The organism is Arthrobacter sp. yr096, assembly GCF_900108925.1.
In the GTDB taxonomy this organism is placed as follows: Bacteria; Actinomycetota; Actinomycetes; order Actinomycetales; family Micrococcaceae; genus Arthrobacter.
Genome location: NZ_FNYI01000009.1, coordinates 63,210 through 79,907 on the forward strand (window position 1 = coordinate 63,210; position 16,698 = coordinate 79,907).

12 protein-coding genes and 1 tRNA gene are annotated in these 16,698 nt (G+C 62.7%); 9 read left to right on the forward strand and 4 right to left on the reverse strand.

Annotation, left to right across the window (positions count from 1 at the left end; genetic code table 11):
* Positions 1-22 precede the first annotated feature (22 nt).
* Both BMY91_RS19610 and BMY91_RS19615 read right to left on the reverse strand, forming a co-directional pair.
* Positions 23-1,456 carry an MFS transporter gene (locus BMY91_RS19610; RefSeq protein WP_090824984.1) on the reverse strand — a complete coding sequence of 478 codons (1,434 nt, stop codon included), beginning with the start codon at positions 1,454-1,456 and terminating at the stop codon, positions 23-25.
* Between the two features lie 148 nt (positions 1,457-1,604).
* Complete coding sequence (locus tag BMY91_RS19615; RefSeq protein ID WP_090824986.1) at positions 1,605-3,770, reverse strand: RecQ family ATP-dependent DNA helicase; 2,166 nt, start codon at positions 3,768-3,770, stop codon at positions 1,605-1,607.
* 125 nt (positions 3,771-3,895) lie between these two features.
* Here BMY91_RS19615 and BMY91_RS19620 point away from each other — a divergent pair, with 125 nt between their 5' ends.
* The 4 genes from BMY91_RS19620 to BMY91_RS19635 all read left to right on the forward strand — a co-directional run bounded on the left by BMY91_RS19620 (position 3,896) and on the right by BMY91_RS19635 (position 7,582).
* A complete protein-coding gene (locus BMY91_RS19620) occupies positions 3,896-5,314 on the forward strand; it encodes a phosphomannomutase/phosphoglucomutase (RefSeq protein ID WP_090824988.1) in 1,419 nt (472 codons plus the stop codon).
* Positions 5,315-5,325: 11 nt separating this feature from the next.
* The gene (locus BMY91_RS19625; protein ID WP_090824990.1) at positions 5,326-5,781 is read left to right on the forward strand and encodes a hypothetical protein; all 456 of its coding nucleotides are present in this window, start codon (positions 5,326-5,328) and stop codon (positions 5,779-5,781) included.
* 24 nt (positions 5,782-5,805) lie between these two features.
* Positions 5,806-6,276, forward strand: a complete 471-nt coding sequence (locus BMY91_RS19630; RefSeq protein ID WP_090824991.1) for an RrF2 family transcriptional regulator — start codon at positions 5,806-5,808, stop codon at positions 6,274-6,276.
* A 148-nt stretch (positions 6,277-6,424) separates the two neighbouring features.
* A complete protein-coding gene (locus tag BMY91_RS19635) occupies positions 6,425-7,582 on the forward strand; it encodes a globin domain-containing protein (RefSeq protein WP_090824993.1) in 1,158 nt (385 codons plus the stop codon).
* A gap of 89 nt (positions 7,583-7,671) precedes the next feature.
* On the opposite strand, the gene BMY91_RS19640 is transcribed toward BMY91_RS19635, so the two are convergent.
* Entirely contained in the window at positions 7,672-9,498 is a 1,827-nt protein-coding gene (locus tag BMY91_RS19640) for a phosphoenolpyruvate carboxykinase (GTP) (RefSeq protein WP_090824994.1), read from the reverse strand.
* Positions 9,499-9,782: 284 nt separating this feature from the next.
* Between BMY91_RS19640 and BMY91_RS19645 the strand changes: the two genes are divergently transcribed.
* Positions 9,783-9,856, forward strand: a tRNA-Arg gene (locus BMY91_RS19645).
* A 159-nt stretch (positions 9,857-10,015) separates the two neighbouring features.
* Here the strand turns inward: BMY91_RS19645 and BMY91_RS19650 are convergent.
* Positions 10,016-10,744: a FadR/GntR family transcriptional regulator gene (locus BMY91_RS19650; protein WP_090824996.1), complete on the reverse strand. Its 729-nt coding sequence runs from the start codon at positions 10,742-10,744 to the stop codon at positions 10,016-10,018.
* A gap of 323 nt (positions 10,745-11,067) precedes the next feature.
* On the opposite strand from BMY91_RS19650, the gene BMY91_RS19655 reads away from it, so the two are divergent.
* The 4 genes from BMY91_RS19655 to BMY91_RS19670 all read left to right on the forward strand — a co-directional run bounded on the left by BMY91_RS19655 (position 11,068) and on the right by BMY91_RS19670 (position 16,676).
* Positions 11,068-12,690, forward strand: coding sequence for an ABC transporter substrate-binding protein (locus BMY91_RS19655; RefSeq protein ID WP_371261064.1), 1,623 nt, complete (start codon positions 11,068-11,070; stop codon positions 12,688-12,690).
* Between the two features lie 102 nt (positions 12,691-12,792).
* Positions 12,793-13,749 carry an ABC transporter permease gene (locus BMY91_RS19660; RefSeq protein WP_024819607.1) on the forward strand — a complete coding sequence of 319 codons (957 nt, stop codon included), beginning with the start codon at positions 12,793-12,795 and terminating at the stop codon, positions 13,747-13,749.
* A 3-nt stretch (positions 13,750-13,752) separates the two neighbouring features.
* Positions 13,753-15,873: a dipeptide/oligopeptide/nickel ABC transporter permease/ATP-binding protein gene (locus tag BMY91_RS19665; protein WP_090825000.1), complete on the forward strand. Its 2,121-nt coding sequence runs from the start codon at positions 13,753-13,755 to the stop codon at positions 15,871-15,873.
* On the forward strand, positions 15,870-16,676 hold the full coding sequence (locus BMY91_RS19670; RefSeq protein ID WP_090825002.1) for an ATP-binding cassette domain-containing protein: 807 nt from the start codon (positions 15,870-15,872) through the stop codon (positions 16,674-16,676). Before BMY91_RS19665 ends, BMY91_RS19670 begins: the two co-directional genes overlap by 4 nt.
* The last annotated feature ends 22 nt before the right edge of the window (positions 16,677-16,698 follow it).

The following is a 16,698-nucleotide window of genomic DNA, read 5'->3' on the forward strand; positions in this document are numbered from 1 at the left end:
TTCGAACCGGGACCTTTTGCGTTTAAGTGCGCTTCACTCCACCGCTGACTTCAGCTCCGGCGTGCCGGTGAAGCATCAGGCTGTCCACAGTGCTGATCAGCATGAGCACAGCCATGGCGATGAACGCCCCCTTGTAGGCCGCCACCTGGTCCGCCCCCAAGAGATGGGTGCTCTCAAACAGGCGCAGGAACAGGGCACCCACCGCGATCCCCGCCGCGGCCGCCAACTGAACAAGTGTTGCCGAGATCGCGTTGGCCGAGGGCAACTGTGCCGGGACGATGTCTGCGTATTGCACGGAGGCATAGGCGGAGAATCCGATGGATCGGAAAGCACCGCTGAACAGCAGCAAGGCAAAGATCAGAGGCTCTGGTGTTTGGGCGTCGAGGAAGGCGCACAACCCGAACGTCACGGCCGACGCGAACGAGGCAAAGACAAGTACGGGCTTGAATCCAAAACGCCTGATCAGGGGCGTGGTGGCCGGCTTGATCCCGATGTTGCCCACAAAGACCGCTGCGACCATCACACCAGCCTTCAGAGGATCCCAGCCAAAGCCATCCTGGAACATCAGGGGCAGCAGGAAGGGGACTGAACTGATGGTCAGCCGGTAAATGAAACCGCCGGTGGACGTCGCCCGGAACGTTCTGGTCCCGAAGACACTGAGGTTGAACAGCGGCACTCTTGCCTTACTCATCCACCAGACAGCGCCGGCCAGGGACAGCACGCCGGCACTCACCACCACAACGGCAAGCACGTTGGAGGCATGGCCACCCAGGGTTTCCAATCCCACCACCAACGCGCCCACACCGAGAGTGGTCAGCAGGAGCCCGAACCAGTCAAGGCAGCGCTTGGAATCGAACTGCGTCCGCGGAACCAGCCTCAGCGCGGCAATGAACGCAGCCAGGCCCAAGGGTACGTTGATGAGGAAGATCCAATGCCAGGACAGGAAGGTGGTGAGGGCTCCGCCCACCATTGGGGCCAGGACCGGCGCCAGCAAGCCAGGCCACACCAGATACGCGGTGGCCCGGAGAAGCTCGGACTTCGGGGTGCCTCGCAACACCACCAGCGTGCCCACGGGAACCATCATGGCGCCGCCCATACCCTGAGCTACCCGGCTGAGCGTCAGCATCGTCAGGTCGGTGCTCACTGCGCACAGCAGGGAAGCGATGGTGAACACTGAAATGGCAAGACAGAAGATCCTGCGAGCGCCGAACCGCTCAGCCAGCCAACTGCTGAGCGGGATGCCCATGGCGACCGTCACCAGATAGGCAGTCATGGTGATGTTGATGTCCGCCGGAGCCACCCGGAAATCGGAAGCGATGCTGGGAATGGCTGTGGTGAGGATGGTCCCGTCCAGGAACTCCATGAAGAATGTTGCGGCCACCAGCAGTGCCAGGCGCGGACGCCAGCTGGATTCGTTGGCCGCATCGACGTCCGTGGTGCTGGGGTTTGTGCTCATGGCTCCGGTCCAAGTTCTGGCTGGTGGCCCGCAGCATGCAGCAGGCGTGTTTGCTCGATCCTATAGACGACGCGTGGGAGCGATCACAACATGACGTGGTTCTGCCCAGTCTCCTACCCTGCGTTGTTGTACCCGGCGTACCCCGCTTCTACCCTGCTTGGGCCAGCGCGAGGGGCAGAACGGCGCCCACTCCTGCCTGACGCAAGGCCAGCGAAGAGATGGTCATGGTCCACCGGCTGTCAACGAGGTCGTCCACCAGCAGCACCGGCTGGCCGCCGATACCCGCCAGCGCCTGGGCAAGTTCCGGACCCACTACAAGCCTGTCCCAGACGCCGGCAAGCCTGTAGGCACTGTTTCCCCCGCGGGCACCCGTCGGTCCTCCGTGTTGGGGCTGCAGCTGCCCCAGGTATGGCATGCGTCCAATTCCGGCTATTCCCTGTGCCAACGACTCCACCACCTGCGGTTTACTCCTCGAGGGAATGCTGACAACTGCTGCCGGACGGCCAACTCCGCTCCACGGAGTTCCACCGTCGGCACCGGACCATTCGCGCAGGACTTGAACACAGGCCTGCAACATTGCCGGGTCTACCGCTTGGTCCGGCGCCCCCGCAGCGAACAGCTCGCGGAGCGCACCGCCCCACCCCAAGTCCGTGAGCCTGGCAAGGACCCGGCCTTCGGAAACACTTTGGTCCGGCTTGATCTTTCCCTTGACCGCTACCCCGAGCCGGTCCATGCCACTGGGCCATTGGAGGCGCGGTTCCACGGCTATTCCCGCGCGCCGGAGGGTCTGGCCCGCTGCGTCGGCGGCCGCGGCAGCCACGTCCACGGGGAACCATCGGCCGGCGCAGTTGTCGCAGCGTCCACAGGCTGCTGCTGTTTCGTCGTCCAGGACCGAGGTGATGTACTCCATGCGGCAGCCGGCAGTGTCCTGGTAGATGACCATGGAGTCCTGCTCATCCACCCGGGCTTCGGCGATGCGGGCGTAGCGCTCGGCGTCGTAGATCCATGGCCGCCCTGTTGATCGCCACCCGCCACCAACCCGTTCTACTGCTCCGTCAACGGCCAGGACCTTAAGAAGAAGCTCCAAGGGGGTGCGCCGGAGGTCTACCCTGGCTTCCAGTGCCACGGTAGACAACGCCGCACCCGCATCCCCGAGGACGCTCAGAACGGCATCGGCCTTCTCGGCCGAAGGCATGGAAGCAGTGGCGAAGTACTGCCAGATCTCACGGTCCTCTGAGCCGGGAAGCAGCAAAACGTCTGCGTTCGCTGCTCCTCGTCCTGCGCGGCCAACCTGCTGATAATAGGCCACGGGCGAAGACGGCGCGCCCAGATGGATGACGAATCCCAGGTCCGGCTTGTCGAATCCCATCCCCAAGGCTGAGGTGGCCACGAGGGCCTTCACTTCGTTGTCCTTCAAAAGTTGTTCAGCGCGTTCCCGGTCTGCGGGGTCTGTCCGCCCCGTGTAGGACAGGACGTTGTGACCGGCTTCTGCCAGGAGCCGCGCGGTGTCCTCGGCCGCGGAAACGGTCAGCGTGTAGATAATGCCGCTGCCGGGCATGTTCGCCAAGTGGGTCAGCAGCCATCCCAGGCGGTCGCGTGAATCGGGCAGTGTCAGGACGCCCAAACGCAAGGATTCCCGTCCCAGTGCTCCACGGATGGTGAGCACTCCGGCACCGAGTTGTTCCTCGATGTCATGGACCACACGGGAATTGGCGGTGGCCGTGGTGGCCAGGACGGGTACCGATGCCGGCAGTTGGGCAATGAGGTCAGCGATGCGCCGGTAGTCGGGCCGGAAGTCATGTCCCCAGTCCGAAATGCAGTGGGCCTCGTCAATAACAAGGAGCCCTGTCCGACGGATGAGCTCCGGAAGCTGGTTCTCCCGGAAGGACGGGTTGGTGAGCCGCTCGGGTGACACCAGGAGGACATCAACCTCGTCTGCGGCCAGTTGGGCCAGGACGGTGTCCCATTCGAGGGCATTGGCCGAGTTGATGGCTACTGCCCGTACGCCTGCCCGGGCAGCCGCAGCCACCTGGTCCCGCATGAGCGCGAGCAGCGGAGAAACGATGAGAGTGGGCCCGGCTCCCCGCCGGCGCAACAGCAACGACGCCACGAAGTAGACTGCAGACTTTCCCCAGCCCGTGCGCTGGACCACCAACGCCCTGCGGCCCGCATCCACCAACGCCTCAATGGCCTCATATTGTCCGTCGTGGAACCGGGCTTCGGGGTGCCCCACCAACTCACGCAGGCACGCCAGGGCCTGCTCTTCGGTAGGCGATTGCACGGAAACGGCAAAGTTCGGGGAGTTGTTGGCCATCACCCCAGTATTCCAGCCGCCCCTGACAGCCATAACCCGCAGACCCTGCTATGTGGACAGCGATTATCCACATAACCCATAGCCCGGTTCATGCCCAATTGCGTTGCCACAGTAGGATTGAGCGCGTGACTAGCGAGCAGAACAAGACATTCGACCTCTCGGCATCCTTCAAGGCGTATGACGTCAGGGGCATCGTGGGTGAATCCATCACGGCTGAAATCGTCGAGGCCGTGGGGGCTGCCTTCATCGACGTCCTGGGCCTCGAAGGCGAGACGGTCCTTGTTGGCGGGGACATGCGTCCCTCATCGCCGGAGTTCAGCCAGGCCTTTGCCAACGGTGCAGCTACCCGCGGAGCCAACGTCCAACTGCTGGACCTGATCTCCACCGATGAGCTCTACTACGCCTGCGGCGCCCTGAATGCCGCCGGTGCAACGTTCACAGCAAGCCACAACCCGGCCGAATACAACGGCATCAAGATGGCCAAGGCCGGCGCCCAGCCCATCTCCTCGGAATCCGGCCTCAAAGAAATCCAGGCCCTCGCCGAGCAGTACCTGAACTCAGGCACCATCCCGGCAGCGGCTACCCGCGGCGAGATCGGCGTCCATGACGTCTTGAAGGATTACTCCGAGTACCTGCGCAAGCTGGTGGATCTGTCCGGCTCCCGTCCGTTGAAGATCGTCGTTGACGCCGGCAATGGCATGGCCGGCCTGACCACCCCCGCGGTCCTCGGCGACAAGCTGCTCCCAGCGCTGCCGTTCAATATCATTCCTCTCTACTTTGAACTGGACGGCTCGTTCCCCAACCACCCGGCCAACCCCTTGGAGCCGGAAAACCTGCGGGACCTGCAGGCTGCTGTCATCAAGCACGGCGCGGACATCGGACTGGCGTTCGACGGCGACGCTGACCGCTGCTTCGTCATTGACGAAAAAGGCCAGCCCGTTTCCCCTTCCGCCATCACGGGAATGGTGGCCCGCCGGGAGATCGCCCGCGCACAGGCCGCAGGTGAAGCAACGCCTGTGATCATCCACAACCTCCTGACCTCCAAGGCAGTGCCGGAGCTCGTAGCGAAGGACGGCGGCCGTGCCGTGCGGACCCGCGTGGGCCATTCCTTCATCAAGGCTGTTATGGCCGAAGAAGGCGCCGTCTTCGGCGGTGAGCACTCCGCCCACTTCTACTTCCGCGATTTCTGGAACGCCGACACCGGAATGCTCGCTGCCATGCACGTCCTTGCCGCCCTTGGCGAGCAGGACGGACCGCTCTCCGAACTGGGCCTCCAGTACGAGCCCTACGTCTCCTCCGGTGAGATTAACTCCGAGATCGAGGACAAAGTTGGCGCCGTCGAGCGGGTGCGCGTGGACTTCGAAAACGAAGACATCGACATCGACCACATGGACGGCAGCACCTTCACCGCGAAGGACGGCAGCTGGTGGTTCAATCTGCGCCCCTCCAACACCGAGCCCTTCCTGCGCCTGAACGCAGAAGCCAAGGACCAGCCCACCATGGAAAAGATCCGCGACCGCGTCCTCGCACTGGTCCGGGCATAGGGCTGGCGGGTATGACGGATCCGACAGCCGCGGAGACAATCCCGGGCGAATCAGTTGAAGACCGTGAGCTCCGCGAAACGTTGGGGACCGGCCTGGGGACAGCGCAGGAGCACATCCAACAGAATGGTGGCTTCTTTCCTTTCGGCATCACCCTGTCCAACGACGGCGAGCTCCGGATAGTGATGGTTACTCCAGGCGAACCAGACGAAGACGGTCAGGTAGATGCGGGGCAGATGCTGGCTGACCTCCACGAACTGATTCGCCAAGGCCGTGACGATTTCCGAGCCATAGCAATCGTCAGCGACGTCACGCTGCCGGAACACGGCTCAGACGGCATTCACGGCGCAGCGGAGCATCGCGATGGCGGTGTCAGGGCCGCAATCATCCCCTACGTTCCAGCAGCCGATGGTTTCACCTTCGCTGCCATGGAACCCGATACCCACGAGCCATCCATCTGGGTGGACTAGACCCCTACTCCGTGAGCTGATCCCATGAAGATAAACGCGTTCGCAGACGTTAGCCTCCGCGCCATCATGGTGTTGGCTGCGTCTCCTGAGGGCACGTTGCTGACCACCCAGGCGGTGGCCGATGCCGTGGGGACACCGTATAACCATGTCAGCAAGGCGATGGTTCGCCTGCGCGCGTTGGGCTACATCGACGTTGAACGTGGGCGGCTGGGCGGTTCGCGGCTCAATGATTCCGGGCGACGCGCCACTGTGGGCGAGGTGCTGCGCCACTTGGACAGCCGGCAGGATCCAGCCGAGTGCCAGTCTCCCACCAAGGATTGCCCGCTCATCACTGAATGCGGGCTGCGCCACGCAATGAACCGCGCCAGGGAAGCCTTCTACCGCGAGCTGGATTCCGTGGTCATCTCCTCACTCCCCCATGCCCGCCAGATGAACCCAGTGTTCCAATCCATCGGGCTCCGGCCGGAATTCAGGGCATCGGCGCGGCTGGCTTAGCCGGCCTTCCTCCAGTTTGCACAACTCTTCTACAGGGTGTAGAAATTGAGATGTAAATACAAGCATTTCAAATGCTGATATTTAGCGAGCAGATCATCGCCGTTGATTTCCCGGCCAAGCAGGTCCGGCACCTACACCCAGGAGAACCATGCTCTCGGAAAAGTCCCGCCCCATTATCGAAGCCACCCTCCCCCTGGTCGGTTCGCGGATCGGCGCCATCACCGCAGATTTCTACAGCCGGCTCTTCGCCGCTCACCCGGAGTTGCTCGACGGACTCTTCAGCCGCTCCAACCAGCGTTCAGGTGATCAGCAGCGCGCACTTGCCGGAAGCATCGCCGCTTTCGCCTCACACTTGGTGAATAATCCGGACACGCTCCCGGAAAAGGTCCTGTCCCGCATTGCGCACAAGCACGCTTCCCTGGGAATCACGGAGGAGCAGTACGGCGTGGTCCATGAGCATCTCTTTGCCGCCATTGCAGCTGACCTCGCTGAAGTCATCACCCCGGAAATCGCCGAAGCGTGGACTGAGGTCTACTGGCTCATGGCCGACGCCCTGATCAAGCTCGAAAAGGACTTGTACGCCTCGCAGGCGAACAGCAAATTGTGGATTCCGTGGCGTGTCACCGCCAAGCAACCAGCAGGCACGGACGCCATGACCTTCACGTTGGAGCCCGCGGACCAAACCCCCGTCACAGACGCAAAGCCCGGTCAGTACGTGAGCGTCAAAGTCCAACTTCCGGACGGCTTCCGTCAGGTTCGCCAGTATTCGCTCTCGAGCACCGCCGGCAACAGCCGCGTGTTCACCACCAAGCTCAACGACGGCGGTGAGGTGTCCACCGCCCTGCACGCCGGCGTCGAACCTGGCGACATTCTGGAGATCTCGAACCCTTACGGCGAGATCACCCTCAGGGAAGGGGATGGTCCCGTCATCCTGGCTTCCGCGGGTATTGGCTGCACGCCCACGGCGTCGATCCTGCGCTCCCTCGCGGAATCCGGCACGCGCCGCAAAGTTCTAGTCCTTCATGCTGACAAGGCCATGGAGAACTGGGCACTGAGCGACCAGATGACAGCCGACGCCGTGAAAATCAACGCCGAGCTGCAGTTGTGGCTGGAAAATCCCCAGCATGGCTCTAAGGAAGGCTTCATGTCACTGCGCGAAGTGGACCTGCCCGCACATGCCTCGCTGTACCTGTGCGGGCCGCTCCCCTTCATGAAGAAGATCCGGGACGAAGCCATCAGCGCCGGGATTCCAGCCACTCGAATCCACTACGAAGTTTTCGGTCCTGACGTTTGGCTCGCCAACTAAGGCAAGGAACGACGGCGGCCCGCCACCTTTTCATCGAAAGGTGACGGGCCGTCGTCGTTCACTTAAGAACGCCGTTGTTCCTAAGGGGTCTAGCCCAGACGGGTCTTGAGACCGTCCAGCTCGGACTGCAGTGCCGCCGGGAGGGACTCGCCGAAGTTGGCGAACCATTCCTCGATGGACGCCAGCTCGGTTGCCCATTCTTCGGGGTCGACGCGAACAGCCGACTCAACCTCAGCCGGGGTCATGTCCAGGCCTTCGAGGTCGATGGACTCGCCGGTCGGAACAAAGCCGATCGGAGTTTCCACAGCGTCAGCCTTGCCCTCGAGGCGCTCGATAGCCCACTTGAGGACGCGGGCATTGTCGCCGAAGCCAGGCCAGGCGAATCCGCCCTCAGCCGTGCGACGGAACCAGTTGACCAGGAAGATCTTGGGCAGACGCTCCGGGTTGGCCTTGGCGGACAGGTTTACCCAGTGGTTCAGGTAGTCACCCGCGTCGTAGCCGATGAACGGAAGCATCGCCATGGGATCGCGGCGGACTACGCCAACGGCACCGGCGGCAGCAGCCGTGGTTTCCGAGGACAACGTGGAACCCATGAAGATGCCGTTGGACCAGTCGCGGGCCTCGGTGACCAGCGGGATGGTTGTCTTGCGGCGGCCGCCGAAGAGGATCGCGGACAGTTCCACGCCTTCGGGGCTGAAGTATTCCTCGGCCAGCATGTCGATCTGGTCGATCGGCGTGCAGAAGCGGGAGTTCGGGTGCGCGGCCGGGGCGTCGGAGTCCGGAGTCCAGGACTCACCGCGCCAGTCGGTCAGGTGTGCCGGAGTCTCCTCGGTCATGCCTTCCCACCAGACGCCACCGTCATCGGTCAAGGCGACGTTGGTGAAGATGCTGTTTCCCTTGGCGATGGCGCGCATGGCGTTGGGGTTGGTGCCCCAGCCGGTTCCCGGTGCGACGCCGAAGAGTCCTGCCTCGGGGTTGACGGCGCGGAGTTCGCCTTCCTTACCGAAGCGCATCCACGTGATGTCGTCGCCCAGGGTCTCAACTTTCCAGCCCTTGATGGTGGGGTCCAGCAACGCGAGGTTGGTCTTACCGCAAGCGGACGGGAAGGCAGCGGAGACGTAGTAGGTCTTCTGCTCGGGGGAGGTCAGCTTGAGAATGAGCATGTGCTCGGCAAGCCAGCCCTCGTCGCGTGCCATCACCGAGGCGATGCGCAGCGCGTAGCACTTCTTGCCCAGGAGGGCGTTTCCACCGTAGCCGGAGCCGAAAGACCAAATGGAGCGCTCTTCAGGGAAGTGCACAATCCACTTGTCGGTGTTGCACGGCCATGCGACGTCGGCCTGGCCGGCTTCCAGCGGTGCGCCCAGTGAGTGGAGGGCGGGCACGAAGAAGGCGTCGGTCTGGGTGATGCGGTCCAGGACGTCCGTGCCGATACGGGCCATGATACGCATGGAGGCAACAACGTAGGCGGAGTCGGTGATCTCGACGCCAAACTTCGGATCCTCAGCATCCAGGTGACCCATCACGAAGGGAATGACGTACATGGTGCGGCCGCGCATGGAGCCGGCGAAGAGTCCGCGCAGCTTCTGCTTCATCTCGGCCGGAGCCATCCAGTTGTTGGTGAAGCCTGCATCGCGCTCGTTCTCGGAGCAGATGAAGGTCTGCTCTTCCACGCGGGCAACGTCAGCGGGGTCGGAGAACGCCGCGAAGGAATTCGGGAACGTTTCCGGGTTCAGCCGCTGAAGCGTGCCGGCCTCAACGAGTTCGTCGGTGAGTTTCTTGTTTTCTGCTTCGCTGCCATCAACCCAGTGGATGCGGTCCGGCTGAGTCAGCTCGGCAACTTCCTCAACCCAGGCCAGCAGGCGTGCATGCGTAGTAGGTGCCTTCTCAAGCAGCGGCAGTCGCGCCAGATCGCCCATTGCGGTTCCCTTCCTCGGGTTCAGTGGTGTGTCCTAAACGATAGGGGCCGCGGACCAGACCAATCCGCTGTCAGACATCGGACATCCGCGTGGTCTAAAAGCAAAAACCGCTAGAAATCAAGGGGAAGGGTTGCTAAAAGGTCGATTTAAGTGACTAAGGTCACGTAGACCGGTCTAGTTGCGCAGATTACAGCTTTTCGATTTGGAACTTCTCATGAACTTCTGTAAAGTTTATTGAGGTTCGAGGGGGTCAGAGAAACAGACCGCCGAGAATCACGCGAAATGCGCCCATAGCTCAGCTGGATAGAGCGTCTGTCTACGGAACAGAAGGTCAGGGGTTCGAATCCCTTTGGGCGCACAAATGAAGACCCGCACCGGTTCGCCGGTGCGGGTCTTTTTTATGCCGATTTTTATGCCCGGATCCGCCTGGGCAGGTGAGCCGCTCCGGGAACGCGAAGGGCCGCCGTCGTACTTCGTGGAAAGTACGACGACGGCCCCTTGCGTTAGGCGCGGAGGCTTAGTCCCCCACGGCCTCGCTGATGCGGCGACGAATGCCATCGAAGTGGCGGTTGAGCAGTTCAGAGGCCGAGGCCTTGTCCCCGGCGGCAACTGCGGCGTAGATGCTGCGGTGCATGGCGGCGGTCTTGACCAGATCCTCGTTGCCGGGGCCAATCTCCACGTGGATCTTCCGGTAGACCTTCCAGAAGACGCCCATGAGGTTGATCAGGAGCTCGTTGTTGAGGGGCTCGAAAAGGCGGCGGTGGAACTCGGCGTCCGCCGCTACAAAGTTTTCACCGGCGGCAGCGAGTTCCTCCATCTGCTTCACAGCTTCTTCAATGGAGGCGAGTTGCTCTGTGGTCATGACGTCAATGGACGAGCCAATCAGACCGGATTCCAGCGCCTGGCGCACGTCCACCAACTGCAAAGCCTCGAGGCCCTGGTGCCGGAGGGAAAGCCGGCCACGGAACGTGAGTCCGTCCGCAAGGGCGTCGAAATTACTGGGCGCCACAAACATCCCGAAGCCGTGGCGAATTTCGATCACGCCGAGGGCTTGGAGCACCTTGAGGGACTCGCGAAGCGTATTGCGCCCGACGCCAAGAGCCACGGAGAGCTCACTTTCGGTGGGCAACGGATCGCCTGCCTCGAGCTCGCGCTCCAGGATCAATTCCATAATGTCCGACTGCAGGGCACGCAGCCGGGCCTGTGCACTGAACCGCGCCTGCGGAACCACACCGGAAGTTGTCATGGCTTTCTCCTTGCCGATGCACCTGCCCACGAGGTTGCGGGACGATGCGGTGTTAATATTGAGGCGAGCTTAGTGCCCACCACAGCTTGAGTGACTCGCAACATACAATATCGGATGTCCCACCTCCTTGATAGGTATGTCAGGGGAATTCGCTGAGATTTCCCCCACGGACCGGCCGCAGCCGGCAAACTGCCAAGCGCGTGGCAGAGACCCAGGCGCCGCTACTCACTTGACGTTCCGTTGTGACCGCCCTTACAGTTTCACTACGAGCATCGGACGTCCTACATCCGATAACCCACGAAACGCGAATGGTGAGGCACCCTATGAGCAAGACGATCCACAGCCTGCCGCTGGTCAACGACGCCAGCCGCCGGAATTTCCTGAAGCTAAGCGGCGCAGTTGGTGCAGCAGCCGCCTTCACGGCAACCCTTTCTGCGTGCGGCGGCGCTGCCAGCACCACCACCGGAACAGCCACCAACACCGCGGCTGTCAACAAGGACCTCACCATCGAGGCAGGCATCTCCTACGCTCTGTCCACCGGCTTCGATCCCCTGAGCTCCTCCGGCGCCACACCGATGGCAGCCAACCTGCACATCTTTGAAGGCCTCATTGAGCTCCACCCCGCCACCCGCCAGCCGTACAACGCCCTCGCAGCGTCGGACCCCAAGAAGGTCAACGACACCACCTACCAGGTGACCATCCGCGACGGTGCCAAGTTCCACAACGGCTCCCCCGTCACCACCGAAGACGTCGCCTTCTCCTTTACCCGCGTGATGGACCCGGCCAACAAGTCCCTGTTCTCGCAGTTCATCCCCTTTATCCAGGACGTCAAGCCGCTGGACGCCAAGACCGTGGAGTTCACCCTCAAGTACGCCTTCCCCGGCTTCGGCCCCCGCATCTCGGTGGTCAAGATCGTCCCCAAGGCACTCGCCACCGATCTGAAGGCCTTCGACGCTTCACCGGTGGGATCCGGTCCGTACAAGCTCATCTCGGCAGTCAAGGACGACAAGATCGTCTTCGAAGCTTTCGCCGATTACAACGGCCCCAAGCCGGCACTGGCCAAGGGCATGACCTGGCTGCTGCTCTCCGACGCCGCTGCCCGCGTCACCGCGGTCCAGTCCGGCCGCGTTCAGGCGATCGAAGACGTTCCTTACCTGGACGTCGACGGCCTGAAGTCCAAGGTCAAGGTTGAGTCCGTCCAGTCCTTCGGCCTGCTGTTCCTTATGTTCAACTGCGCCAAAGCACCGTTCGACAACAAACTGGTCCGCCAGGCCCTGCACTACGGCATGGACAAGGAAGCCATCATCAAGAAGGCGCTGTTCGGCAACGCAAAGGCTGCCAGCTCCTACTTCCAGGAAGGCCACCCGGACTACGTCAAGGCCAAGAACGTCTACGGCTTCGATACGTCCAAGGCCGAAGAACTTCTCAAGCAGGCCGGCGTCACCAACCTGGAGTTCGAACTCCTCACCACGGACACCGCCTGGGTCAAGGACGTTGCGCCACTGATCCTCGAATCCTGGAACAAGATCCCCGGCGTCAAGGTCACCGTGAAGAGCCTGCAGTCCGGTGCGTTGTACAGCGACCGAGTGGGCAAGGGCGACTTCTCCGTGGTGGCAGCCCCGGGCGACCCCTCCGTCTTCGGTAACGACGCCGACCTGCTGCTGAGCTGGTTCTACTCGGGCGCAACCTGGATGGACAAGCGCGCCTTCTGGACCACTCCCGAGCGCACAAAGCTGCAGGAACTCATGAACAAAGGCTCGCAGGCCTCCGGCGATGAGGCCAAGAAGATCGTGGGCGAAATCGTGGACATGGTTTCCGAGGAAGTCCCCCTCTACCCGATCTTCCACCGTCAGCTTCCCAGCGCCTGGGACGAGAAGAAGCTCAACGGCTTCCAGCCCCTGCCCACCACCGGCTTGTCATTCGTCGACGTCGGACGAACTGCCTAAAGCCCCCTTCGCGTTGTGGGGCCCGCTCTGCGGCTCAAATCCCCCAAGTAGCCCGCAGAGCAGGCCCCACAACAAGCAGCACCCAACCAACCGGAGAACAAATTGGTCACGATATTGCGTTTGCTTGGCCGCAGACTCGCAGCATTGCCATTGATGATCCTGGGCATTACGTTGCTCGTCTTCCTCGTCCTGCAGGCCGCTCCCGGCGACCAGGCAAGCTCCGCCCTCGGTGACGGCGCCAGCGAAGAAGCCAAGCAGCAGTACCGCCAGGACAACGGCCTCAACGACCCCCTGGTCCTGCAGTACTTCCGATTCCTCGGCAAGCTCCTGCAGTTCGACCTCGGCGTCACCACCCCACCGGCCAAGTCGGTGGCATCCATGATCGGCTCGGCGTTCCCCCTGACGCTCCAGCTCACCTTCCTCGGCGTCCTCATTGCGATCGTCCTCTCCCTGGCGTTCGGCATCCTCGGAGCCCTGTATCGCGATAAGTGGCAGGACCAGTTGGTCCGTGTCTTCTCCATCGCCGCGATCGCCACGCCGTCGTTCTGGCTCGGCATCCTGCTCATCCAGTGGTTCGCCCTCGGTGAGAACCCGATGTTCCCCTCAGGCGGAATTGCGACGCCGGAATCCGGCTTTGGCGGTTGGCTCAACTCGATGGCCCTCCCGGCACTCGCCCTCGGCATCCCCGTCTCAGCGTCCCTGATCCGCGTGGTCCGCACCTCCATGGTGGAAGAACTGGACCGCGACTACGTCCGCACCGCCATCGGCAACGGCGTCCCCTACCGCGAGGTGGTCTCCAAGAACGTCCTCCGCAACGCGCTCGTCACCCCGGTGACCGTGCTGGGACTCCGCGTCGGCTACCTGCTGGGTGGCGCCGTCGTGATTGAAATGATTTTCGCCCTGCCCGGCATGGGCCAGCTGATCCTCAACGGCATCACCAACCTGGACGTCAACCTGGTCCAAGGCGTGGTGCTCACCATCTCGGTCACCTTTGTTCTGGTGAACATCGTGGTGGACCTCCTCTACCTGCTCATCAACCCCCGAATCAGGACGGTATAGCTCATGCGCAGCAAGCTCGCAGAACGGCTAAGTGCCCCGGGCATTCGTTTCAAGGCCCTGCCCTGGGGCTCCCGTATCGCCCTGCTCTTCCTCATCGTTATTGTCCTGGCCGCCATCTTCGCGCCGGTCATCGCCCCACACGATCCTCTGGAAACGTTCATTCCAGCCACGCCACCCGGCGCCGAGCACTTCTTCGGCACCGACCGCCTGGGCCGTGACATCTTCTCCCGCCTCCTGTTCGGCGCACAGTCGTCGCTGATGATCGGTCTTGGCGCGGTTGCCCTGGCCATCCTTGCCGGCGCGCTTCTCGGTTCCTTCGCGGCCACATCCAGCAAGTCCGTGAACGAGATCATCATGCGGCTCATGGATATCCTCATGGCCTTCCCCGGCATCGCCCTGGCCGCCGTGCTGTTGGCGGCATTCGGCAACTCGGTGCCCACCATCATCATTGCGATCGCCATTATCTACACACCGCAGCTGGCCCGCGTGGTCCGCGCCAACGTGCTGGCCCAGTACGGCGAAGACTACGTCCGTGCCGAGCGCGTGATCGGTGCAGGCCGTTTCTACATCCTGGTCAAGCACATCGTCCGCAACACTGCCGCTCCCGTGCTGGTGTTCGCCACGGTCATGGTGGCCGACGCCATCATCCTGGAAGCCTCGCTGTCTTTCCTGGGCGCCGGCGTTCAGGACCCCGCTCCGTCCTGGGGCAACGTCATTTCCTACGGCCGCAACCTGGTCCTTTCCGGCGGCTGGTGGGCCACCACCTTCGCCGGTGTCACCATCCTGCTGACAGTACTGTCACTGAACATCCTGGCCGAAGGCCTCACCGACGCCATGGTGAACCCGAAACTGCGCCGTGCGCCTGTAGTAAAGGACGACGACGGCTCCACAGCTGCCGTGGCCGTGGACACCGAGGTCGCAACCTCCGTTGCCCAACCTTCCGTTGTTGAGGCACACGAGCTCGACGGCGTCCGTGCAGCTTCCGCTGACGGCGTCGCTTCAGAGGCGGGAACCTCAGCCGTCCTCACCGACGTGAAGTTGGCCGCCGCCAACCCGCACCTCCTCCTGGACCGCGAACTGGAACTGCTCGCAGCCATCGAAGCCAAGCGAACCGACCGCCTCCCGCAGGTCTCCCCCGGTGCCCGCAATGTCCTTGAAGTGAAGAACCTGTCCATCCGATTCCCGGGCCGCTTCGGCGACATCGCGATCGTGGACAACGTCTCCTTCACCGTCCGCGAGGGCGAAACCATGGGCCTGGTGGGCGAATCCGGTTGTGGCAAGTCCATCACCTCCCTGGCCGTGATGGGGCTGCTGCCCAAGACCGCCCAGGTGACCGGCTCCATCACGTTCGACGGCAAGGAACTCCTTGATCCGAACACCAAGCACAGCAACGTCAAGGCCTATGAGGGCCTCCGCGGAGAACAGATCGCCATGGTTTACCAGGACGCCCTGAGCTCCCTGAACCCGTCCATGAAAATCAAGGACCAGCTGGAGCAGCTCACCAAGCGCGGTGGCCGCAAGACCCCAGCCGAGCTGCTGGAAATGGTGAAACTGGATCCCGTCCGGACACTTGCCAGCTACCCGCACGAGCTCTCCGGCGGCCAGCGCCAGCGCGTCCTGATTGCCATGGCCCTGTCCCGTTCGCCCAAGATCGTCGTTGCCGACGAGCCCACCACTGCCCTGGACGTTACTGTCCAGAAGCAGGTTGTGGACCTACTCAACGAGCTGCGTGAACAACTCGGCTTCGCCATGGTTTTCGTCAGCCACGACCTCGCCCTGGTGGCCTCCCTGGCCCACCGCATCACCGTGATGTACGCCGGCCAGGTGGTGGAATCCGCACAGGCTTCCGAACTCCTGCAGAACCCCAAGCACGAGTACACCCGCGGATTGCTCGGCGCGGTGCTCTCCATCGAAGCCGATGCAGTCCGCCTGCACCAGATCCCCGGCACGGTTCCGTCTCCCCGCGACTTCGCTACGGGTGACCGCTTCGCGGCCCGCTCCCTGCGACCCGACGCCGATCCCCACCAGAAACTGGTCCTCACCGCGGTTTCTTCGGTTTCCTCGGCGAACGGTGACGATGCCGACCACTACTGGGCGAGCCACCTGAAGGAGGACGCGAAATGAGTCAGTCAACCGGCAAGCCGGTCATCGAGCTCAAGGACGTCAAGGTCTACCACCATGCACGTACCGGTGGCCTGTTCCGTCCGAACATCGTCAAAGCCGTGGACGGCGTGGACTTCACCATCAGCCGCGGCGAAACCGTGGGCATCGTGGGTGAGTCCGGCTGCGGCAAGTCCACGCTTGCTTCGGTCCTCGTGGGACTCCAGCCGCCGACGTCGGGCAAGGTTTTGTTCCACGGAAAGCCGGCCATCAAGCGGAACGCGGCCATGCGCAAGCAGTTTGGCCGCTCCGTCTCCGTGGTCTTCCAGGACCCGGCGACTGCCTTGAACCCGCGCATGACCATCCAGGACATCCTCACTGATCCGCTGCAGATCCATGGGATCGGCAGCGCTGCTTCCCGCGCCGCCAAGGTCAAGGAACTGTTGGCGCTGGTGGGCTTGCCGCAATCGGCAGCCGAGGTGACGCCGTCGCAGGTTTCCGGCGGCCAGCGCCAGCGCGTTGCCATCGCCCGCGCGTTGGCTTTGGACCCGGACATCATCGTGGCGGACGAGCCGACGTCGGCGCTGGACGTTTCGGTCCGCGCGCAGGTCCTGAACCTGCTCTCGGACCTGAAGACCCAGTTGAACCTGGGCATGGTGTTCATCTCGCACGACATTCAGACCGTCCGGTACGTCTCTGACCGTATCTGCGTCATGTACTTCGGCAAGATCGTCGAGCAAGGCTCAGCCGCGCAGGTCTTCGACAACCCGAGCAACGACTACACCAAGAAGCTGCTGGGCGCCGCGCCCAGCCTGCTTCACATCTAGTTTTTCCCTTCACAAGCTACAA

What these genes read in the sequence shown, in the direction of transcription:
- BMY91_RS19610 (WP_090824984.1), bottom strand. Translation starts at nt 1,456, where the DNA reads ATGAGCACAAACCCCAGCACCACGGACGTCGATGCGGCCAACGAATCC.
- BMY91_RS19615 (WP_090824986.1), bottom strand. Translation starts at nt 3,770, where the DNA reads ATGGCCAACAACTCCCCGAACTTTGCCGTTTCCGTGCAATCGCCTACC.
- BMY91_RS19625 (WP_090824990.1), top strand. Translation starts at nt 5,326, where the DNA reads ATGACGGATCCGACAGCCGCGGAGACAATCCCGGGCGAATCAGTTGAA.
- BMY91_RS19630 (WP_090824991.1), top strand. Translation starts at nt 5,806, where the DNA reads ATGAAGATAAACGCGTTCGCAGACGTTAGCCTCCGCGCCATCATGGTG.
- BMY91_RS19635 (WP_090824993.1), top strand. Translation starts at nt 6,425, where the DNA reads ATGCTCTCGGAAAAGTCCCGCCCCATTATCGAAGCCACCCTCCCCCTG.
- BMY91_RS19640 (WP_090824994.1), bottom strand. Translation starts at nt 9,498, where the DNA reads ATGGGCGATCTGGCGCGACTGCCGCTGCTTGAGAAGGCACCTACTACG.
- BMY91_RS19650 (WP_090824996.1), bottom strand. Translation starts at nt 10,744, where the DNA reads ATGACAACTTCCGGTGTGGTTCCGCAGGCGCGGTTCAGTGCACAGGCC.
- BMY91_RS19655 (WP_371261064.1), top strand. Translation starts at nt 11,068, where the DNA reads ATGAGCAAGACGATCCACAGCCTGCCGCTGGTCAACGACGCCAGCCGC.
- BMY91_RS19665 (WP_090825000.1), top strand. Translation starts at nt 13,753, where the DNA reads ATGCGCAGCAAGCTCGCAGAACGGCTAAGTGCCCCGGGCATTCGTTTC.
- BMY91_RS19670 (WP_090825002.1), top strand. Translation starts at nt 15,870, where the DNA reads ATGAGTCAGTCAACCGGCAAGCCGGTCATCGAGCTCAAGGACGTCAAG.